The organism is candidate division KSB1 bacterium, assembly GCA_034506255.1.
Taxonomy (GTDB): Bacteria; Zhuqueibacterota; Zhuqueibacteria; order Zhuqueibacterales; family Zhuqueibacteraceae; genus Coneutiohabitans; species Coneutiohabitans thermophilus.
Genome location: JAPDPX010000004.1, coordinates 555,609 through 570,680, shown reverse-complemented (window position 1 = coordinate 570,680; position 15,072 = coordinate 555,609). Strand labels below are relative to the sequence as shown.

Annotated in this window: 13 protein-coding genes; 8 read left to right on the top strand and 5 right to left on the bottom strand. The window is 58.6% G+C overall.

The features are described from left to right. The 5 genes from ONB52_10785 to ONB52_10765 all read right to left on the bottom strand — a co-directional run. Positions 1-428 (bottom strand): T9SS C-terminal target domain-containing protein (locus ONB52_10785; protein MDZ7416622.1); only part of this gene is annotated, 428 nt, incomplete at its 3' end. Between the two features lie 59 nt (positions 429-487). Then, positions 488-976 (bottom strand): hypothetical protein, encoded by a 489-nt coding sequence (locus tag ONB52_10780; protein MDZ7416621.1) that lies wholly within the window; start codon positions 974-976, stop codon positions 488-490. Between the two features lie 295 nt (positions 977-1,271). Beyond that, entirely contained in the window at positions 1,272-4,139 is a 2,868-nt protein-coding gene (locus ONB52_10775; GenBank protein MDZ7416620.1) for a TonB-dependent receptor, read from the bottom strand. Positions 4,140-4,303: 164 nt separating this feature from the next. Then, a complete protein-coding gene (locus tag ONB52_10770; protein ID MDZ7416619.1) occupies positions 4,304-4,747 on the bottom strand; it encodes a response regulator in 444 nt (147 codons plus the stop codon). 32 nt (positions 4,748-4,779) lie between these two features. Further along, a complete protein-coding gene (locus ONB52_10765) occupies positions 4,780-5,295 on the bottom strand; it encodes an STAS domain-containing protein (GenBank protein MDZ7416618.1) in 516 nt (171 codons plus the stop codon). A gap of 495 nt (positions 5,296-5,790) precedes the next feature. Here ONB52_10765 and ONB52_10760 point away from each other — a divergent pair, with 495 nt between their 5' ends. The 8 genes from ONB52_10760 (at position 5,791) to pstC (ending at position 14,658) form a co-directional block, all read left to right on the top strand. Next, positions 5,791-6,696 carry an exopolyphosphatase gene (locus ONB52_10760; GenBank protein MDZ7416617.1) on the top strand — a complete coding sequence of 302 codons (906 nt, stop codon included), beginning with the start codon at positions 5,791-5,793 and terminating at the stop codon, positions 6,694-6,696. Positions 6,697-6,711: 15 nt separating this feature from the next. Next, complete coding sequence (locus ONB52_10755) at positions 6,712-7,404, top strand: response regulator transcription factor (protein ID MDZ7416616.1); 693 nt, start codon at positions 6,712-6,714, stop codon at positions 7,402-7,404. A gap of 63 nt (positions 7,405-7,467) precedes the next feature. Beyond that, a complete protein-coding gene (locus tag ONB52_10750) occupies positions 7,468-8,940 on the top strand; it encodes an ATP-binding protein (protein ID MDZ7416615.1) in 1,473 nt (490 codons plus the stop codon). A 572-nt stretch (positions 8,941-9,512) separates the two neighbouring features. Next, positions 9,513-10,616: an OprO/OprP family phosphate-selective porin gene (locus tag ONB52_10745; GenBank protein MDZ7416614.1), complete on the top strand. Its 1,104-nt coding sequence runs from the start codon at positions 9,513-9,515 to the stop codon at positions 10,614-10,616. A 130-nt stretch (positions 10,617-10,746) separates the two neighbouring features. Continuing rightward, on the top strand, positions 10,747-11,415 hold the full coding sequence (phoU, locus tag ONB52_10740; GenBank protein ID MDZ7416613.1) for a phosphate signaling complex protein PhoU: 669 nt from the start codon (positions 10,747-10,749) through the stop codon (positions 11,413-11,415). 229 nt (positions 11,416-11,644) lie between these two features. Next, on the top strand, positions 11,645-12,745 hold the full coding sequence (gene phoU / locus ONB52_10735) for a phosphate signaling complex protein PhoU (protein MDZ7416612.1): 1,101 nt from the start codon (positions 11,645-11,647) through the stop codon (positions 12,743-12,745). Between the two features lie 80 nt (positions 12,746-12,825). After that, positions 12,826-13,764 carry a phosphate ABC transporter substrate-binding protein gene (locus tag ONB52_10730; protein ID MDZ7416611.1) on the top strand — a complete coding sequence of 313 codons (939 nt, stop codon included), beginning with the start codon at positions 12,826-12,828 and terminating at the stop codon, positions 13,762-13,764. After that, positions 13,765-14,658 carry a phosphate ABC transporter permease subunit PstC gene (gene pstC, locus ONB52_10725; GenBank protein ID MDZ7416610.1) on the top strand — a complete coding sequence of 298 codons (894 nt, stop codon included), beginning with the start codon at positions 13,765-13,767 and terminating at the stop codon, positions 14,656-14,658. Positions 14,659-15,072 lie beyond the last annotated feature (414 nt).

The following is a 15,072-nucleotide window of genomic DNA, read 5'->3' as shown; positions in this document are numbered from 1 at the left end:
CCCTCGATGTTTTCCTCCCCGCCGGCCACATTGATGCGGGCGCGGCCGAGAATAATCACACCACCCCACAGCCCGCGGGCATCGAGCGGCAGATCGTCGAAGCGGGTGACATCATCGGCCTCGGCGGTGAAAATGATGGGGTTGGTGGCGGTGCCGTTCGCGAAAATCTTGCCGCCACGTGCGATGATCAAGGCACTGGCATTTTCACCCTGGCCGGGCTTGCCTTTGATTACCGTGCCGGCTTCGATGGTGAGGGTCGCGCCCTCTTCAACAAAAACGAAGCCGTTCAGGAGATAGACGTTATCCGCCGTCCAGGTCACGCTCTGCCCCGGACCAATGCTGGCATCCGTGACATTGACAATCGGGCGGTTTTGGGCAAAGATCAAGATTGGCAAACTCAGTAACAATGGTACAACCTTGCGGTACATGAAGGACCTCCCTTGCGAGTTTGGAGAGATGGTTTGTTGGACAACATTCGCAGCCGCGCTCATCGGAACGGAGGCGATACCGCTTGCAAGGCGGTCTGCAGATGCCGGAGGATGGCGGCGGAAAGCTGCTCACGACCACGCATGGCTTTGATCGGCGCCGGCACGAACAACAAGTCTTCGGTCCGCTGTGCCAACCACAGGCTGTCATTCCGGCTGCGGCCGGAAAATTGCCGGAGAAATTCCTCTTCCACCGCGGGCGTTTCGCTCACGACCACTTTTGTGATCGTGCCGCTGGCATCGACACCAACATACAGGCTCAGATGGATGCCTTCGAAGGGGATGGTTCGCTGCAGCACCAGGCCGAGGAATTTTTCCTCGCCCGGGGCATAGCCGCCGTCCCACGCCTCTGCCACCCAGGTGCTGTCCACCAGCCTCACTGCCCGGCAGGCGTCGGCATTTTCAAACAGCCGTTTGCAATCCGACAATTGGGGTTGTGCCATCACTGGCGTCAAAAGCGCCGAGGTGAGAAGCAGGCAAAATGCTTTCATGCTTTATGCTCCTTATATATCACTGTCATCGGCTGCCTTGACGGCTGCCCGATCGTTCACTTTGCATGGATGCGAGCGGCGGGCTCGCGTCGGAAACCCAAACCCTCAGGGCGGAATCTGCGGGCGCGATGCGAGACCAGGGCTTGCGGGTGGGTTGGCCCGCAAGCACACTGGTCTCTCGCTTCATGATGAAAAGGAAACTCGCAACCTCTTGTCCTGCGCTGCTGCAAAACCGCCGCGTCTCAGAGGGGAATCACCGGCCGGGTGCTTGCTGCCAGCCGTCCGGCGGCGTGCCTCATTCCACGCTGTACGTCAGGCCCAGGGTGAAAGTCCGCCCCAATTTGTGTTCTCGGGAAACATAATCCACGCCTTTGAAATGATGCACCTTGCGTACGCTGCTGTCGAGCAGGTTTTTGCCGCCGGCTTTGACGGTTATCCCGCCCCAAACGCGCTGTGAAATTGTCAGGTCGAGCGTGCCGCGTGGTTGCTCATAGATGTTGGGTGTGCCGCCCAGACTGACTTCCGAAAGACGTTCGCCGAAGACGTTGTAGTACAAACCCGCCACCGTCCCGGTCACTACGTTGTCGTATGACACATCGAGATTGAGAATGTATGGCGATTGGCCCTGCAGCTCGCGTGTGCCGCGGGCTTCGGGATCGAGCTGCAGGATGGTCAGCAGTTCTTTGGTTGGGATGTCCACGGTGGAACGCACCAGCGTGAGATTGCCTCCCAGTTGGAAGTTGCGCAGCATGGGGGAGATCACATCCAGACGCTGGCGCACTTCGAGTTCCGCGCCGTATACCACCGCCTCGGCCACGTTCTGGAACTGGCCCTGGTTGTTGTTGGAGACGATGGCGCGCTCGATGGGATTCGTGAAGCGTTTGTAGAAGCCGCTGAGCGCGTAGATTTCACCCGGACGGGCAAACCATTCCCAGCGCAAGTCATAGTTGTCCACCAGCGTGCGCTTGAGTTCCGGGTTCCCCACGAAAATGAAATCACCGACAAAATCGAACGAAGCAAAGGGGGCCAGCTCGCGGAAGGTGGGCCGGGCCAGGGTCCGGCCATAGGCGGCCCGCAGATTCATATTCGCTTGCAACTCGTAAACGAAATTGGCGGAGGGCAGCCAGTCTTTGGTGACCAGCTTGCCGGTGGCCTTCAGGGGATCCTGACTGGCGACGAAAATGTCGGTGGTCTCAAAGCGCGCCCCGCCAATGAAGCGCAGCCGGGCAAACAGCGGCAGATCGATCATTGCGAAAAATGCACTGATCTGCTGGTCGCCGTCGTAGTTGTTCGCCAACTGGCTGGCATCGACGATGTAGTTGCCGAAACGATAGCGCCCGTTGCTGCTGTCAACAATGCCGACCATTTGCGGCGAGAAGAAGACGGCAGGGTCGCCCTGATAGCGCGCCAGCGAAGTTTGGTGAAACTCGAAACGGCGCTCACGGAAGACGCGCTCCTTGCGGCTGTGCAAACCGCCGATCTTGAGGTTGGCCGTCAGCCCTTCCCACTGCTTGAATGACAAGGTGGTGTTGAGATTCGACTCCCACTGCTCTTCATCGAGATTGCGATAGTAGTGCACCGGCCGGGAGTAGTTGGAGGGCGCGATCGAATAGATCACGCGGCTGTCGGTCGGCGTGTAATCATTGCTGAAGTAGCGCAGGTCCGGTTCGTCCTGCGATGAACTGGTCAGCGAGCTGGTCCATTCCACCCGCAGGTTGGCCAGGCTGGCGAGATAATGCGAGCCGCTGAACTGGGCGGAGCCGAGCGCGCGCTCGGTGTATTGCAGCACGCGCGTCTCATAAAAGGTACCCATCCCCAAGTCGCGGGGCAGGGTACCGTTTTGATAACGCGCCAGCGATTCACCGCTGCGATTGTAGATGAGGTTGCTGGAAAGTTCGTGATTCTTGGAAAATTTGTAGGACAGGCTCACCAATCCACCCCACAACACTTCGTCGGTGCTGCGGCGGTCGTTCAACAGATAGAGATTGTTGAGTTCGTTGACTTCGCTCACCTTGCCGGTGAGTTGGTATTGACCGGTGATGCCGTTACGGTAGGAGGAGAGGCTGCGACTGTAGCTCAAGCTGCCCAGGATACCGAGCGGCCGGTCGAAAAGTGTCAGTTGATTGCCCACCGTCAGGGCATAGCTTTGATCGATGGGCGCCTGCTTGAACGTCGGCGCCATCTGCGAGGAAAAAGCCTTGGAAGCGCGATCGAGGGCGTATGCCTGCCGCGGATCGCTGAAGGCCGCGCCAATGCTCGGAATTACGCTGGCTGAACCATTCACCACGGCCGGCAGATCCCGCGTGCCGTCATCATAGCCGAGCCAGTCCTTGCTGCCGCCGCGGTCGCTCAGGAAATCATCTTTGAAAGTGGTTTGCGTGTTGAACGAGGTTGCCGTCGAAACGGTCAGTGAGAATTTTTCGGGATAGGAGCGGGTGACGATGTCGACTGTTCCGCCGGTGAAGTTGCCGGGCTTGTCCGGCGTGAACGTTTTCACGGTCACGATGTTGTCGAGCAATTTGCCGGGAAAGAGATCAAGTGAAACCGTGTTGCGATCGGGGTTGGCGCTGGGCAGCGATACGCCATTGAGTTGGGTGTTCATATAGCGGTCACCCAGGCCCCGCACATAGACGTATTTGCCGTCAACCACCGAAGCGCCGGTAACTTGTTCCATGGCGTCGGCGGCGCTGCTGCTGACAGAGCGCGAGATTGCTTCGGCGCTGATGGCATCACTCACCGCAGCGGCTTTCTGCCGGTTTTTGAGCAATGAGGCTTCAGTATTTTTCAACGCCACGGCTTCGATCACCACTTCATCCGCCTGCAGCGCCTCGGGTTGAACCGAAAAATCCAAATTGGTGATCCCGCCTTCCTGCACCTCGACCTCCGTCACACGCAGCCTGGCATATCCGATGATCGAGGCTACTACGACATGTTTGCCGGCAGCGACGCCGGAGATGACATACATGCCCTCGATATCTGTGGCGGCACCCATGGTCGTGCCTTCGATCACCACATTGACCCCCGGCAGGGCCTCACCGGTTTGTGCATCAACCACCCGGCCTTTGATTTTACCGCCGACCGGCGCTGCGGTCAGCGTGCCGGCCAGCACCAGCGCCGCACCCAGCAGCGCCGCGCCGGTTGACAAAAGCTTTTTTGTGATCATACTCTCTCCTTTTCTTCATGAGGCGAAATGATACATTTTTGAAGCAACCCGCGGGCAGTATACCGCACGAAAGTTAAACTGGAATGATTGACAGATTAAAAATCGGTTAATGCCTGGACCGGGGGGCTGTGCAGGAGGGAGTTCAGAGATTCTGCAGGCGCGGGTCAATGTGCGCATTTGCGCCCCTGCAGCAGCGTCATGACGTGGACAAGCAATGACGCCCCGCTGCTGGTGTGATCGACAACGGCATCGGCAGTCCAGGAGCGAAAGTCATGTGCCAGATCAGAAGGGGGGGCAGCGAGGATAATGGGCAGGTGCGGGGTCCGCGCCGCGATCTGACTGATGAGATCGAGGCCGTGCATGTCGGGCAAAACTGTATCAACGATCACCAGGTCGAAGGGCATCCATTGCATGAGCTGCAGCGCCTCGGTGGCAAGATGGGCGCAGATCACATAGTAGCCCTGCGATTCGAGTTCCAGTTTGCGGGCCAGGCCCTGTTGCGGGTCGCTGCTCACCAGCAGCAGGCAGGCCAGGGTCAAATCATCTGCAATGGCAATGGCGTCGTCGTCGCTCCCGGCATGGTCATACAGATCGCAGAGTTGGCTCACAACAGATCGTCCTCGGAAAACAGGTTCTGGCTTCAATCCGCCCAGAGGAACAGATCGAGCAGCTTCATATCGAGCAATGTTGCAAAAATATTCTCGTGAATGCCCACAATCCGCACTGCCGCGCCGTTCCGGCGACGGGCACTGGCAAAACGCGCGAGATGACGCAGACCTGCGAAACTCAGCAGCTCCAGCCCCTTCATGTCGAGGCGCCAGCTTGCTACCGGTGCGGCGGTGATATTTTCGAAGAAACTCTTCAGCGCGGAAACGCTTTTTCCGGTGATGGCACCCTGCAAGATGATTTGGCCGCGGACATGCGACCCGGCTGCCGTGATTTTGAAGGAAACGCTGGGTGAGGAAGACGAAGGAGACTGGCTGGCGTCCAGCCGGGAGCATTTCGCGATCGCGGTATGGGACATACCTGGAACTCTCCTCTGGCGTGGGGGTGTGACCTTGAAAAACTGGAAGATCGAGCAGGTGGCGAGGTGTGCGAGACCAGCATCTGACTGCTTCAGGAGGTGACGGGATGGTCGGGCGGCAACCTGTCCCATTGAAATTCCTGTATAAAGATATTCGCTGCAGATCATGGCGGAATAAAAGACAGATGAAAAAAGCGTTAACTGCCGGGCATGGGCTGCCTCGCTTTCGTGTCCGACGGGGCGGGCTCTTTCCGGATTCTCGCGGCCAGGGAGAGTCCGCAGGCGGGAGAGGACTTTTCATCTACAATTAACTTTTTCTTCATTCTTTTTTCATTTGAACTTTATAAATGATCATGGCGGGGCGTGCTATTTGCCGGCTCTGTTGTCCCAGTGCAGTTGCTGCACATTCCCGCGGTTGAGTTGTTGGAGCAGGCGACTCGCCGGCTCGCAATGGTGTGCACCTTGCGGAATATTTCATTTGATGAAAAAAATCATTAAACTGGCCCGTCCAGCAGCCGGGGCCATGCCGGTGCAGTTGACCGGTGCAGTTGAAAAGCAGGGGGAGCCCCGCACGATGCCGCCTGCCCTTTGTGCAGGGTCCGGGTCATTTTAATGAACCATGCCAGCATGCGAGGACAACTGTTGAAATTCGCAGCCATCGACATCGGCTCCAACGCGGTGCGTCTGCTCTTTGCGAACGTGGTTGCCGACAGCGCCAAGCCGGTGGTGCAAAAGGATTCCCTCATTCGCGTGCCGTTGCGCCTGGGCACGGAGGTGTTTGCCCACGGCCGTCTGCCGGAAGAGAAGGCCAATGATTTGCTGAAGACCATGATCGCGTTCAAATACCTGCTCGAAACGCAACGGCCGCTGGCCTACCGCGCCTGTGCCACCTCGGCAATCCGCGAGGCGGCCAACGGCCGCGAAATTTGTGATCGCATACGGGCAGAAACCGGCATTGCCGTGGAGATCATAACGGGCAAGCGGGAAGCCGAGGTGATTTATTCCAACCATGTGGCGGAAAGACTGCAGGGGGGCACTTCTTATCTCTATATCGATGTGGGCGGCGGCAGCACGGAATTGACGCTGTTCTCGGAAAATTGCGTCGTGGCGTCGGCCTCTTTCGACATCGGCACGGTGCGCCTGCTCGGTAATTTGGTGTCGCCCTCCGCCTGGCAGGCGCTGAAAGTCTGGGTGAAAACGGTATCCGCGGGGCACCGGCCGCTGGCGGCCATCGGCACCGGCGGCAACATCAACAAGTATTTCAGCCTCGCCGAGCAGCGCGAGGGCAAGCCGCTCACCTACAAGAAGCTGCGCGCGCTGTACGCCCTGCTGAAGTCACACACGCTCGCAGAGCGCATCGAACAATTGCGGCTGAAGCCTGATCGCGCCGACGTCATCGTCCCGGCCGGCCGCATTTACCTGACGATTATGAAATGGGCCGACATCGCGGAAATCCACGTGCCGCAAGTGGGCTTGTCCGACGGCCTGATTCACATTCTGTATGACGAATATCGTCGCGGCATCCACCAATGAAACGAGGGCATCATCATGCCGAAAAAAATCCTGATTGTCGATGATGAACAGGACATTCTCGATTTGATCAAATACAATCTTGAGACCGAGGGGTACACCACGCTGCAGGCGCGTGACGGCGTGCAGGCGCTCAACCTGGCGCACTCTGCCCTGCCCGATTTGATCATCCTGGACGTCATGCTGCCCGGCAAGGACGGCTGGCAGGTGATGCGCGAGCTGCGCCAAAGTCCGGAGACGCAGCACATCCCGGTGATCTTCCTGACCGCGCGCGCCAGCGAAATCGACGAGGTGGTGGGCATCGAATTGGGCGCGGATGACTACATTGTCAAGCCCATCAGTATCCGCAAGCTGCTGGCACGCGTCAAGATGACGTTGCGCCGCGCGCTGCCGCCCGCTGCCGGACGGCCGGAAGTGCTGAATTTCGGCGAGGTGCAGATCAACACGCTCAACTATTCCGTGCGTGTCGGCGGCCGCGAGGTGCCCTTCACCAAAAAGGAGTTCGAAGTGCTGGTGTTCCTCGCGGAGCGACCGGGCCGTGTCATCACGCGGGAGACCCTGCTCAACGAAATCTGGGGGGACAACGTGGTGGTGATCGACCGCACCATCGATGTGCACATTCGCAAGATTCGCGAGAAGCTCGGCGAACAGAACATGCACTTGATTGAAACCATCAAGGGTGTCGGCTATCGCATGAAGGCGGAGAATTGAGGCGGCCGGGTGCAGGCGCCCGCTTCGCTGCGTCATGACTTTTCCCCGGCCGTCCGGCTGCGTATGAAGATTCCCCTGCGCAAAAAGCTGTTTCTCACACACCTTGCCCTGCTGGCGCTGATCACCGCTGCCGCCAGTGTGATCACCGACTTCGAATTGCAAAGGTACTACAAGGATCGTCTGTTTCAGCAGTTGAAAATTCAACTGGATGAAATCGAGTTCTTGCTGGCCAATGGCGCCTTCACCGCGCCATCCGGCGAGCTGGACTACGGCAAGCTGGTCGAGTATGCCGGCGCGGGTGCCATCCGCCTCACCCTGATCGATTCCAGCGGCGTGTTGCGTTTTGATTCGCACGTGCCGCGCGATTCGCTTGACCGCCTGACCAACCATTTTGACCGCCCGGAAGTGGTGCAGGCGCGTGCCACGGGCATGGGCCGCGCAGAGCGACAGAGCGACACGGTTCCCACCCGCTTGTTTTATGTCGCCAAGCTGGTCGCGCCGGCACGGGCCGGCACGGGATTGCTCAAACAGGTAACCTGCCTGCGCCTGGCGGTGCCGCTCACCGAGATTGAAGCAGCGGTGCGGGAGCTGCGCTGGCAGATCCTTGCCGGCGGCAGCCTGGCCCTGTTGCTCACCGCAGTGGCGGGGTATTGGGTGGCACGGCGCCTGACCGACCCCATCCACAGGCTGGCGGAAGTCGTCGATGCAGTGAGGATGGGCAACCTGGACGCCCACTTCCAGCGCAGCTCCAATGATGAAATCGGCGACCTGGCGGATTTGCTCAATGAAATGCTGGCCAAACTGCGCGACGATTTGAAGCAGATGCACAAACTCGAAAACATGCGCACGCAGTTTCTCGGCAATGTGTCGCATGAGCTGCGCACCCCGATTTTCGCGCTGCAGGGCTATCTCGAAACCCTGCTGTATGGCAGTGTCAACGAGCCGCAAACGCAGCGCATGTTCCTGGAAAAAGCCTATCGCCAGGCCGGCCGGCTGAACAATCTGCTCACCGATCTGATTGACATCTCGCGTATCGAATCCGGCGAGATGAAAATGAGCTTCCGCTATTTTGATGTAGCGGAATGGCTGGCGCGCCAAATCCCCGATTTGCAAAACCAGGCCAACCAATACGAGGTCACCGTCAGTTTGAAAAATGGCGCCGATCTCGGCTCAGTAATTGCGCTGGGTGACCGTGAACGCCTGACACAGGTGATCACCAACCTCGCCAGCAATGCCATCAAGTATAACGTGCCTGGCGGCCGGGTCGAACTCGGCTATCAAATCAATAAGAAGGAGGTCGAGATCTACGTAGCGGATACCGGCCGCGGCATCCCCGCCGAGCATTTGCCCCGTATTTTCGAACGCTTCTATCGCGTAGATCGTGAGCGCTCACGCGATGTGGGCGGCACGGGCCTGGGCCTCGCCATCGTCAAACACATCGTGGAAGCACACGGCAGCCACGTCAAGGTTAAGAGCGAAGTGGGCAAAGGTTCAGTATTCAGCTTTTCGCTGAAACGCAATCTCATCAAAGATTGAGACAGATCCTTTCTCTGTGAGATCCCCGCGCCTGCGGCCGGAGGTGCTGCGTTGGCGCGCAACTGTCCATCCCGGTGTTCCCCCTCCTTATTTGTGATTTGCCATGCCGCTTACGGCACTCTTCCACAATGAAAATTGTACCCCCCTTTGTGGGGCATCCATGCAGTCGGCACTTTTTAGTGCCATGAGTCATGCCTGACTGAAAAAGACTGCATTTGAACAGCACCACACAAGCCACCTTTGTGACAGTTTCCTCTTGTTTTGGCTTACCTGCCTGCTTTTCTGTTACGTTCCTCGCTGGAAAATATTGCTGCAGCAAGGAGGCCAGGCAATTCTTAACATACTCTTAATCTACCAATAACATTATATTATTCTTTTCTTAATAATTTGTTGAAAATTTTTTAACCTGACTGAGTGGTTGTCGCTTTTTGTCCAGGCTTTGGCTCACTACACCCACTGCGGCTGCGGGATTCCGGCTGATGGAATAAAACATCCCGCCGAAAATTCCGCAACTCACAATGCATTCAGCAAGCGTGCCCAACAGCTTGTTGATTTGAGGAGAGGAGGAATTTATGCAGCAACGCCCCGGTGCTTGCCTGGCAGCCGGATTATGCGTTTTGCTTTCTGCCACTTCCAATTTCTCTCAAGAAGTCAAATCACGCCATGCGGAATCGTGGGAGCTCGCCGGTTCCATTCAACTGCAACACCTCTACAACCCTGATTTCACCGGCGACAGCCGGGTGACCGACAATGGGTTCCGCATGCGGCGTGGCCGATTATCGGCACGGGGACGGCTCAATGCCTTCGTCGACGCCACGATGCAGATCGAGGTGCGAGACAACAGCCCGCGCCTCAAGGACGCCGAAGGCAGAATCAAACTGGCCAACAGTTTTTACCTGCGTTTTGGCCAGTTCAAAGTGCCGGTGTGGCGCGAGGAGCTGCGGTCCTCCACTAATCTGCTGCTGATCGAACGCAGCGCAGCGGCAGAGTTTCTGGTGGTCAACAATTTTTCCGCCCGCCAAATTGGCCTGGAATTCGGCCGGCGGCCGGAGCGCGGGCTGCAGATTGCGCTGAATATTTCCAATGGCGCGGGGGAGGGCATTCGCGAAGATGCCGGCCGGCCGAAGAGCGACTTTGTGAACAATGGCAAGTTGCTCACCGGCCGCCTCAACCTGCCCCTCGGTGAGCGCGTGCACATCGGCGTTTCGGCGGCGGCCAATCGCGTGACCCGCCTCACACAAACAGCGGGGGGCAACGTGACTGTCGCCGGCATGCAGACGCTGCTCGCCCCGGATGTCGGACTTTATCTTCACCACGACAAGAAGACACAATTCGACCTTGAAGGCGGGGTGGGGGTCGGCAAACTTGCGCGCGAGGTGGCAGGCGGCAGCGCGGCCAAGTTTCTTTTGGCGGATCTCAGTGGGCGCTGGCTGGCCAGACTGAGTCATCCCCTCGCCGGCCTGGGTGGTCTGGATGCCCTGGAGCTGGCGGCGAGTGTTTGTTATCTCGAACCTGATGACCGCCAGGACAATGAATTTATCGGAGTGCGCTTCGGACCGGCAATCCACTTCGGCAGGAGCAGCCGGTTGCAGATCAATGGCGAGTGGGACAAGCCGCTGCAGACAGGGGGGCAGTCGGTTTTGCAGGTGCGCTCACAGATCAATTTCATTTTTTAACTTGCTCTTAACGGAGCATTCACGCCACGCTAATCTGTGATCGTTACTATTTTTCGTAAATCGGCGGTATCCTGGACGGCTGTGGCAAGCCCAAGCGCCGGTGCACTCGGCGGGCGCGCGAGTACGTGTCATGCAAAAGTCAGTCTTGCACCATAATTTTGAAGAGTTGGCCGGTCTGCCGAGCGAATTGCTGTATCTCGCGTCGCTGGCGGAAAAGGCGGTGGAGTTGTCGATTCAAGCCCTGCAACAGCGCGATGCCGCGCTGGCTCAAAAAGTCATCACTGATGATTTGCAGCTCGACCGGCGCGAGCTGGCGATCGAAGAGCTGTGCGTCACTCTGCTCGCGCGCCAGCGCCTGACAGCCGGCGAACTGCGGACGGTGGTATCGGCGCTCAAAATCAACAACGATCTCGAACGCATCGGTGATCATGCCGTCAACATCGCCGGCAACACCCTGACGCTGTTGCAGGAGCCGGTGCTGGAGTTGCCGCCGGAAATTCCGCGGCTGGCGGGCCTGGCGCAGCTCATGGTGCGCGATGCCATCGATGCTTTCGTGCATCGCGAAGCGACGGTGGCGGTCTCCGTGTGCCGGCGCGACGACGAGGCGGATGCCCTCAACCAGCACATCCTGCGCGTGCTGATCGACTACATGACCGGCGAGGCACGCCGCATTGCCGGCGGGTTGTCACTGATTCTGGTCAGCAGGAATCTCGAACGAATTGCAGATTTGTCCACCAACATCGCAGAAGAGGTCGTTTACATGGTGGAGGCACGCACCATCAAGCACCGCCACCGCTGAGCGCTGTGGCGCCCGCAAACAGGAGCTTTCCGCATCACCTTCTCCGAGCCCCGGGCCGCTCCCGGAAGGGGCTTGACTCTTTGACGGATTTTTCACATATACCTCGCCGATTTGGACAGAGGCTGCGGCGTGAGCTGCAACCGGTGTCTCCCCGGCGGACGACACCCGCAGCCGCCGGCACGTTTGACCTTACGGCCATTCCACCGTCCGGGCACAAGGAGAAGCGGAGATGAATTCCCATTATGAAATCAGCCTGCAACGTGATATGGATTTGATCCGCCGCAAAGTGATCGAGATGTCCACGCTTGCGGAGAACGCGCTCAAGGCGAGTCTGCAGGCGCTGGTCGAGCACAATCGGCAAATCGCCTATTCGGTGATCCTGCGCGACCAATACATCGATGAGATGGAAAAGGAGCTCGACCGACTGTGCCTGGAGTTTTTGGTGCGGCAACAACCGGTCGCCGGGCAACTGCGTTTCGTCTATGCGGTGATCAAGATCAACAACGAACTGGAGCGCATCGGCGATTATGCCGAGAGCATCGCGCGGCAGTTTCTAAGCATCAGCGCGCTGACCCTGCAGCCCTCCTACAGCCGCTTCCTGGAAATAGCCAACCTCGCCATTCCGATGTTGCGCAATGCCATGCAGGCCTTCATCGATCAGAACCAGGAACTGGCGTTGGCCACGCTGGAAATGGAAGACCGGGTCGACGCCATCCGCAATGCCATCAATGCCGAGCTGGTGCATCTGCGCGAGAACGGCGAGTTGCCGCTGGAGGCGCTTGCCCCCCTGATGTTGATTGCCAGCCGCTTCGAGCGGGTGGCCGATCAAGCCTGCAACATCTGCGAAGAAGTGCTGTACATGTGCACCGGCAAATACATCAAGCACAAGGGCGGGGAAGTCTTTCGCGTGCTGTTCGTGGATGAGAACAATGCCAGTTTGAGCCAGATGGCGGAGGCGATCGGCAACCACCTGGGCATTTCCAAGTTCATCTTCAGCAGCGCCGGCATCATGCCCAAACCTCTCGCGGAAGCCACGCTTCAGTTCATGGCCACAAAAGGCTTCGATCTGTCACGACACAGCTCGAAGTACGTCAATCAAATCGTCAATCTCGAGCACTATCAAGTGATCGTGGCACTCACCGCAGCCGCGCAGGTGGCGTTTCCACCCCCCCCGACCAAAACGGTGAGCATCTTGTGGGAGGTGCAGGACCCGGCGACGGTGCAGGGCTCGCCCGCTGAGGTGCAGCAGGCTCATGAGAAGGCCTATCAGTATTTGGAAACACACATCCGCGATCTTGTGCACGCCATCCTGGGCGACGAAAAAAGCTGAGCGGCCGCGGCGCGGGCAGGGACAACACACCCGGCAGCATTGGTTGCAAAAGTTAACCACGTGAAAGGGAGGAGTGCAGCATGAAAAATTGTTCTGTCAACTGGCGGTTTGCGGTGGTGATCGCCGCGGCGATGGGCTGGGCGCTGCCCGGTTGTGGCGGAGGCGGCAAAAAAGTCGAAAAATTGACCATCCAAAACGCCGGTTCCGACACCATGGTGAATCTGGCACAACACTGGGCGGAAGTGTACGCCACGGTCGACACCACCGTTTCCGTTGAAGTTTCCGGCGGCGGCTCCGGCACCGGCATCGCCGCGCTCATCAACGGCACGGTGGATCTGGCGAACAGCAGCCGCAAGATTCATGCGGATGAGAGCGAGCGTGCCCGCGCCAACACGGGCAGGGAGCCGGTGGAATACATCGTCGGTTATGATGCCCTGGCGGTCTATGTGCACAAGGACAATCCCCTGGAAGAGATCACTCTGGAACAATTGGCCGAAATTTACGGGGCTGGCGGCACGATCACCAAATGGTCGCAACTGGGCGTGACGAATCCCGGCTGTCCCAAGGATGAGATCATTCGCGTCAGTCGGCAATCCAATTCCGGCACCTACGAGTATTTCCGCGAGGCGATCAGTCACGCCAAAGGCCAGACACTGGATTTTAAACTGGGCTCGGTGGACATGAACGGCTCCAAAGATGTGGTCGAGCTGGTGGGCAAGACACCCTGTGCCATCGGCTACAGTGGCATGGGGTACGCCACCCCCGAGGTAAAAATGTTGCGCGTGGCGCGTGCCGCTGGTGAAACCGCATATCCCCCGACGGTCGCCAACACGCAAAATCAGACCTATCCCATCGCGCGGCCGTTGTACATGTATGCCTCCGGTTCCCCCGCTCCGCATGTGCAGCGCTATTTGGACTGGATTCACTCGGAGGCCGGGCAGAAACTCGTGGAGGAATCTGGCTATGTGCCGATTCCGCACAAGACGGGCGCCGGCAGTGAAAGTGCAGGAAATCCCTGAATGATGAACCGCCGCCGTTTCGAAACGCTGATTGAACGCTTCATCGAAGCGTTAATTTGGTTTTGCGGCATCAGCGCCATCATCTTTGTCGCCTCGATTTTCGTTTTCGTGTTCCGCGAGGGCGCAGGTTATCTCTTCACCGGGCTGGATTTGAGGGAATTTCTCACCAGCGCGGAATGGTATCCGACCTCGGCCGCCAACAAGCGTTATGGCGTTCTGGCATTGATGGCCGGCACCTTCAGTGTCACGGCTCTGGCCATGCTCATCGCCGTACCCTTCGGTTTGGGGGCGGCGATTTTCATTTCGGAGTTCTGCGGCCCCGGGGCCAAAGAAACACTCAAAATCGTCATTGAGCTGCTGGCGGCCATCCCTTCGGTGGTGTGGGGTTTTATCGGCCTGACCGTGATGAACCCGCTCATCATCAAACTCTTTGATGCACCCATTGGCTTGAACGTGCTGAACGGCGGCATTATCCTGGCCCTGATGAGCGTGCCCATCATTGTCTCCATCGGCGAAGATTCCCTGAAAGCAGTGCCGGATTCGTATCGCGAGGCGGCGCAGGCCCTGGGTGCAACCCGCTGGCAGGTGGTCTTTCGCGTGCTGTTGCCGGCCGCGAAGAACGGACTGCTGGCGGCCGTCCTGCTCGGCATCGGCCGTGGTGTCGGCGAAACCATGGCCGTGCTCATGGCCACCGGCCACGCTGTCAATATCCCTCACAGCCTGCTCGATTCTGTGCGAACCCTGACCGCCACCATCGCGGCGGAGCTGGGCGAAGCGCCGGTGGGCTCCGAGCATTACCAGGTGTTGTTCATCATCGGCATCCTGCTGTTCACGATTACCTTTATTGTGAATCTGGTCGCTGACCTGGTGGTGCGCGGGATTCGGGGAAGGTGAGATTGGAAGCAAATCACTCGTGGGTGGACCGGGCCGCTGCAGCAGCAGGCGGCCGGCCTGCGCTGGGCGAAATGAATGATCCTCTGCGGCGTTGCAACCACAATGATCGTTGCGATCCCCTGCTCGAGACTGCAGGCCGGACGCGGTATCCGAGCGCGCGACAATCTCAGCACGGCCTTTGATGCCGCAATTTTCAGCTTGAGGGGCTACATGATTCCCGCCGATACGCTGCTGGCGTGCGGCCAGGCATGACAAGGCTGGCCGATTGCTTGTTTTCGCAGATGGCCTCTCTCAATTTGGAAAGATCATGAATCCTCAACCGCACTCTGCCTCCAACCGCACTGCCGCCGCCGGGATTCACCTGCCGTCCGGTTCGGCCAGCGAGCGGCCGGCTGCGCCGGTACCGGACCCGCG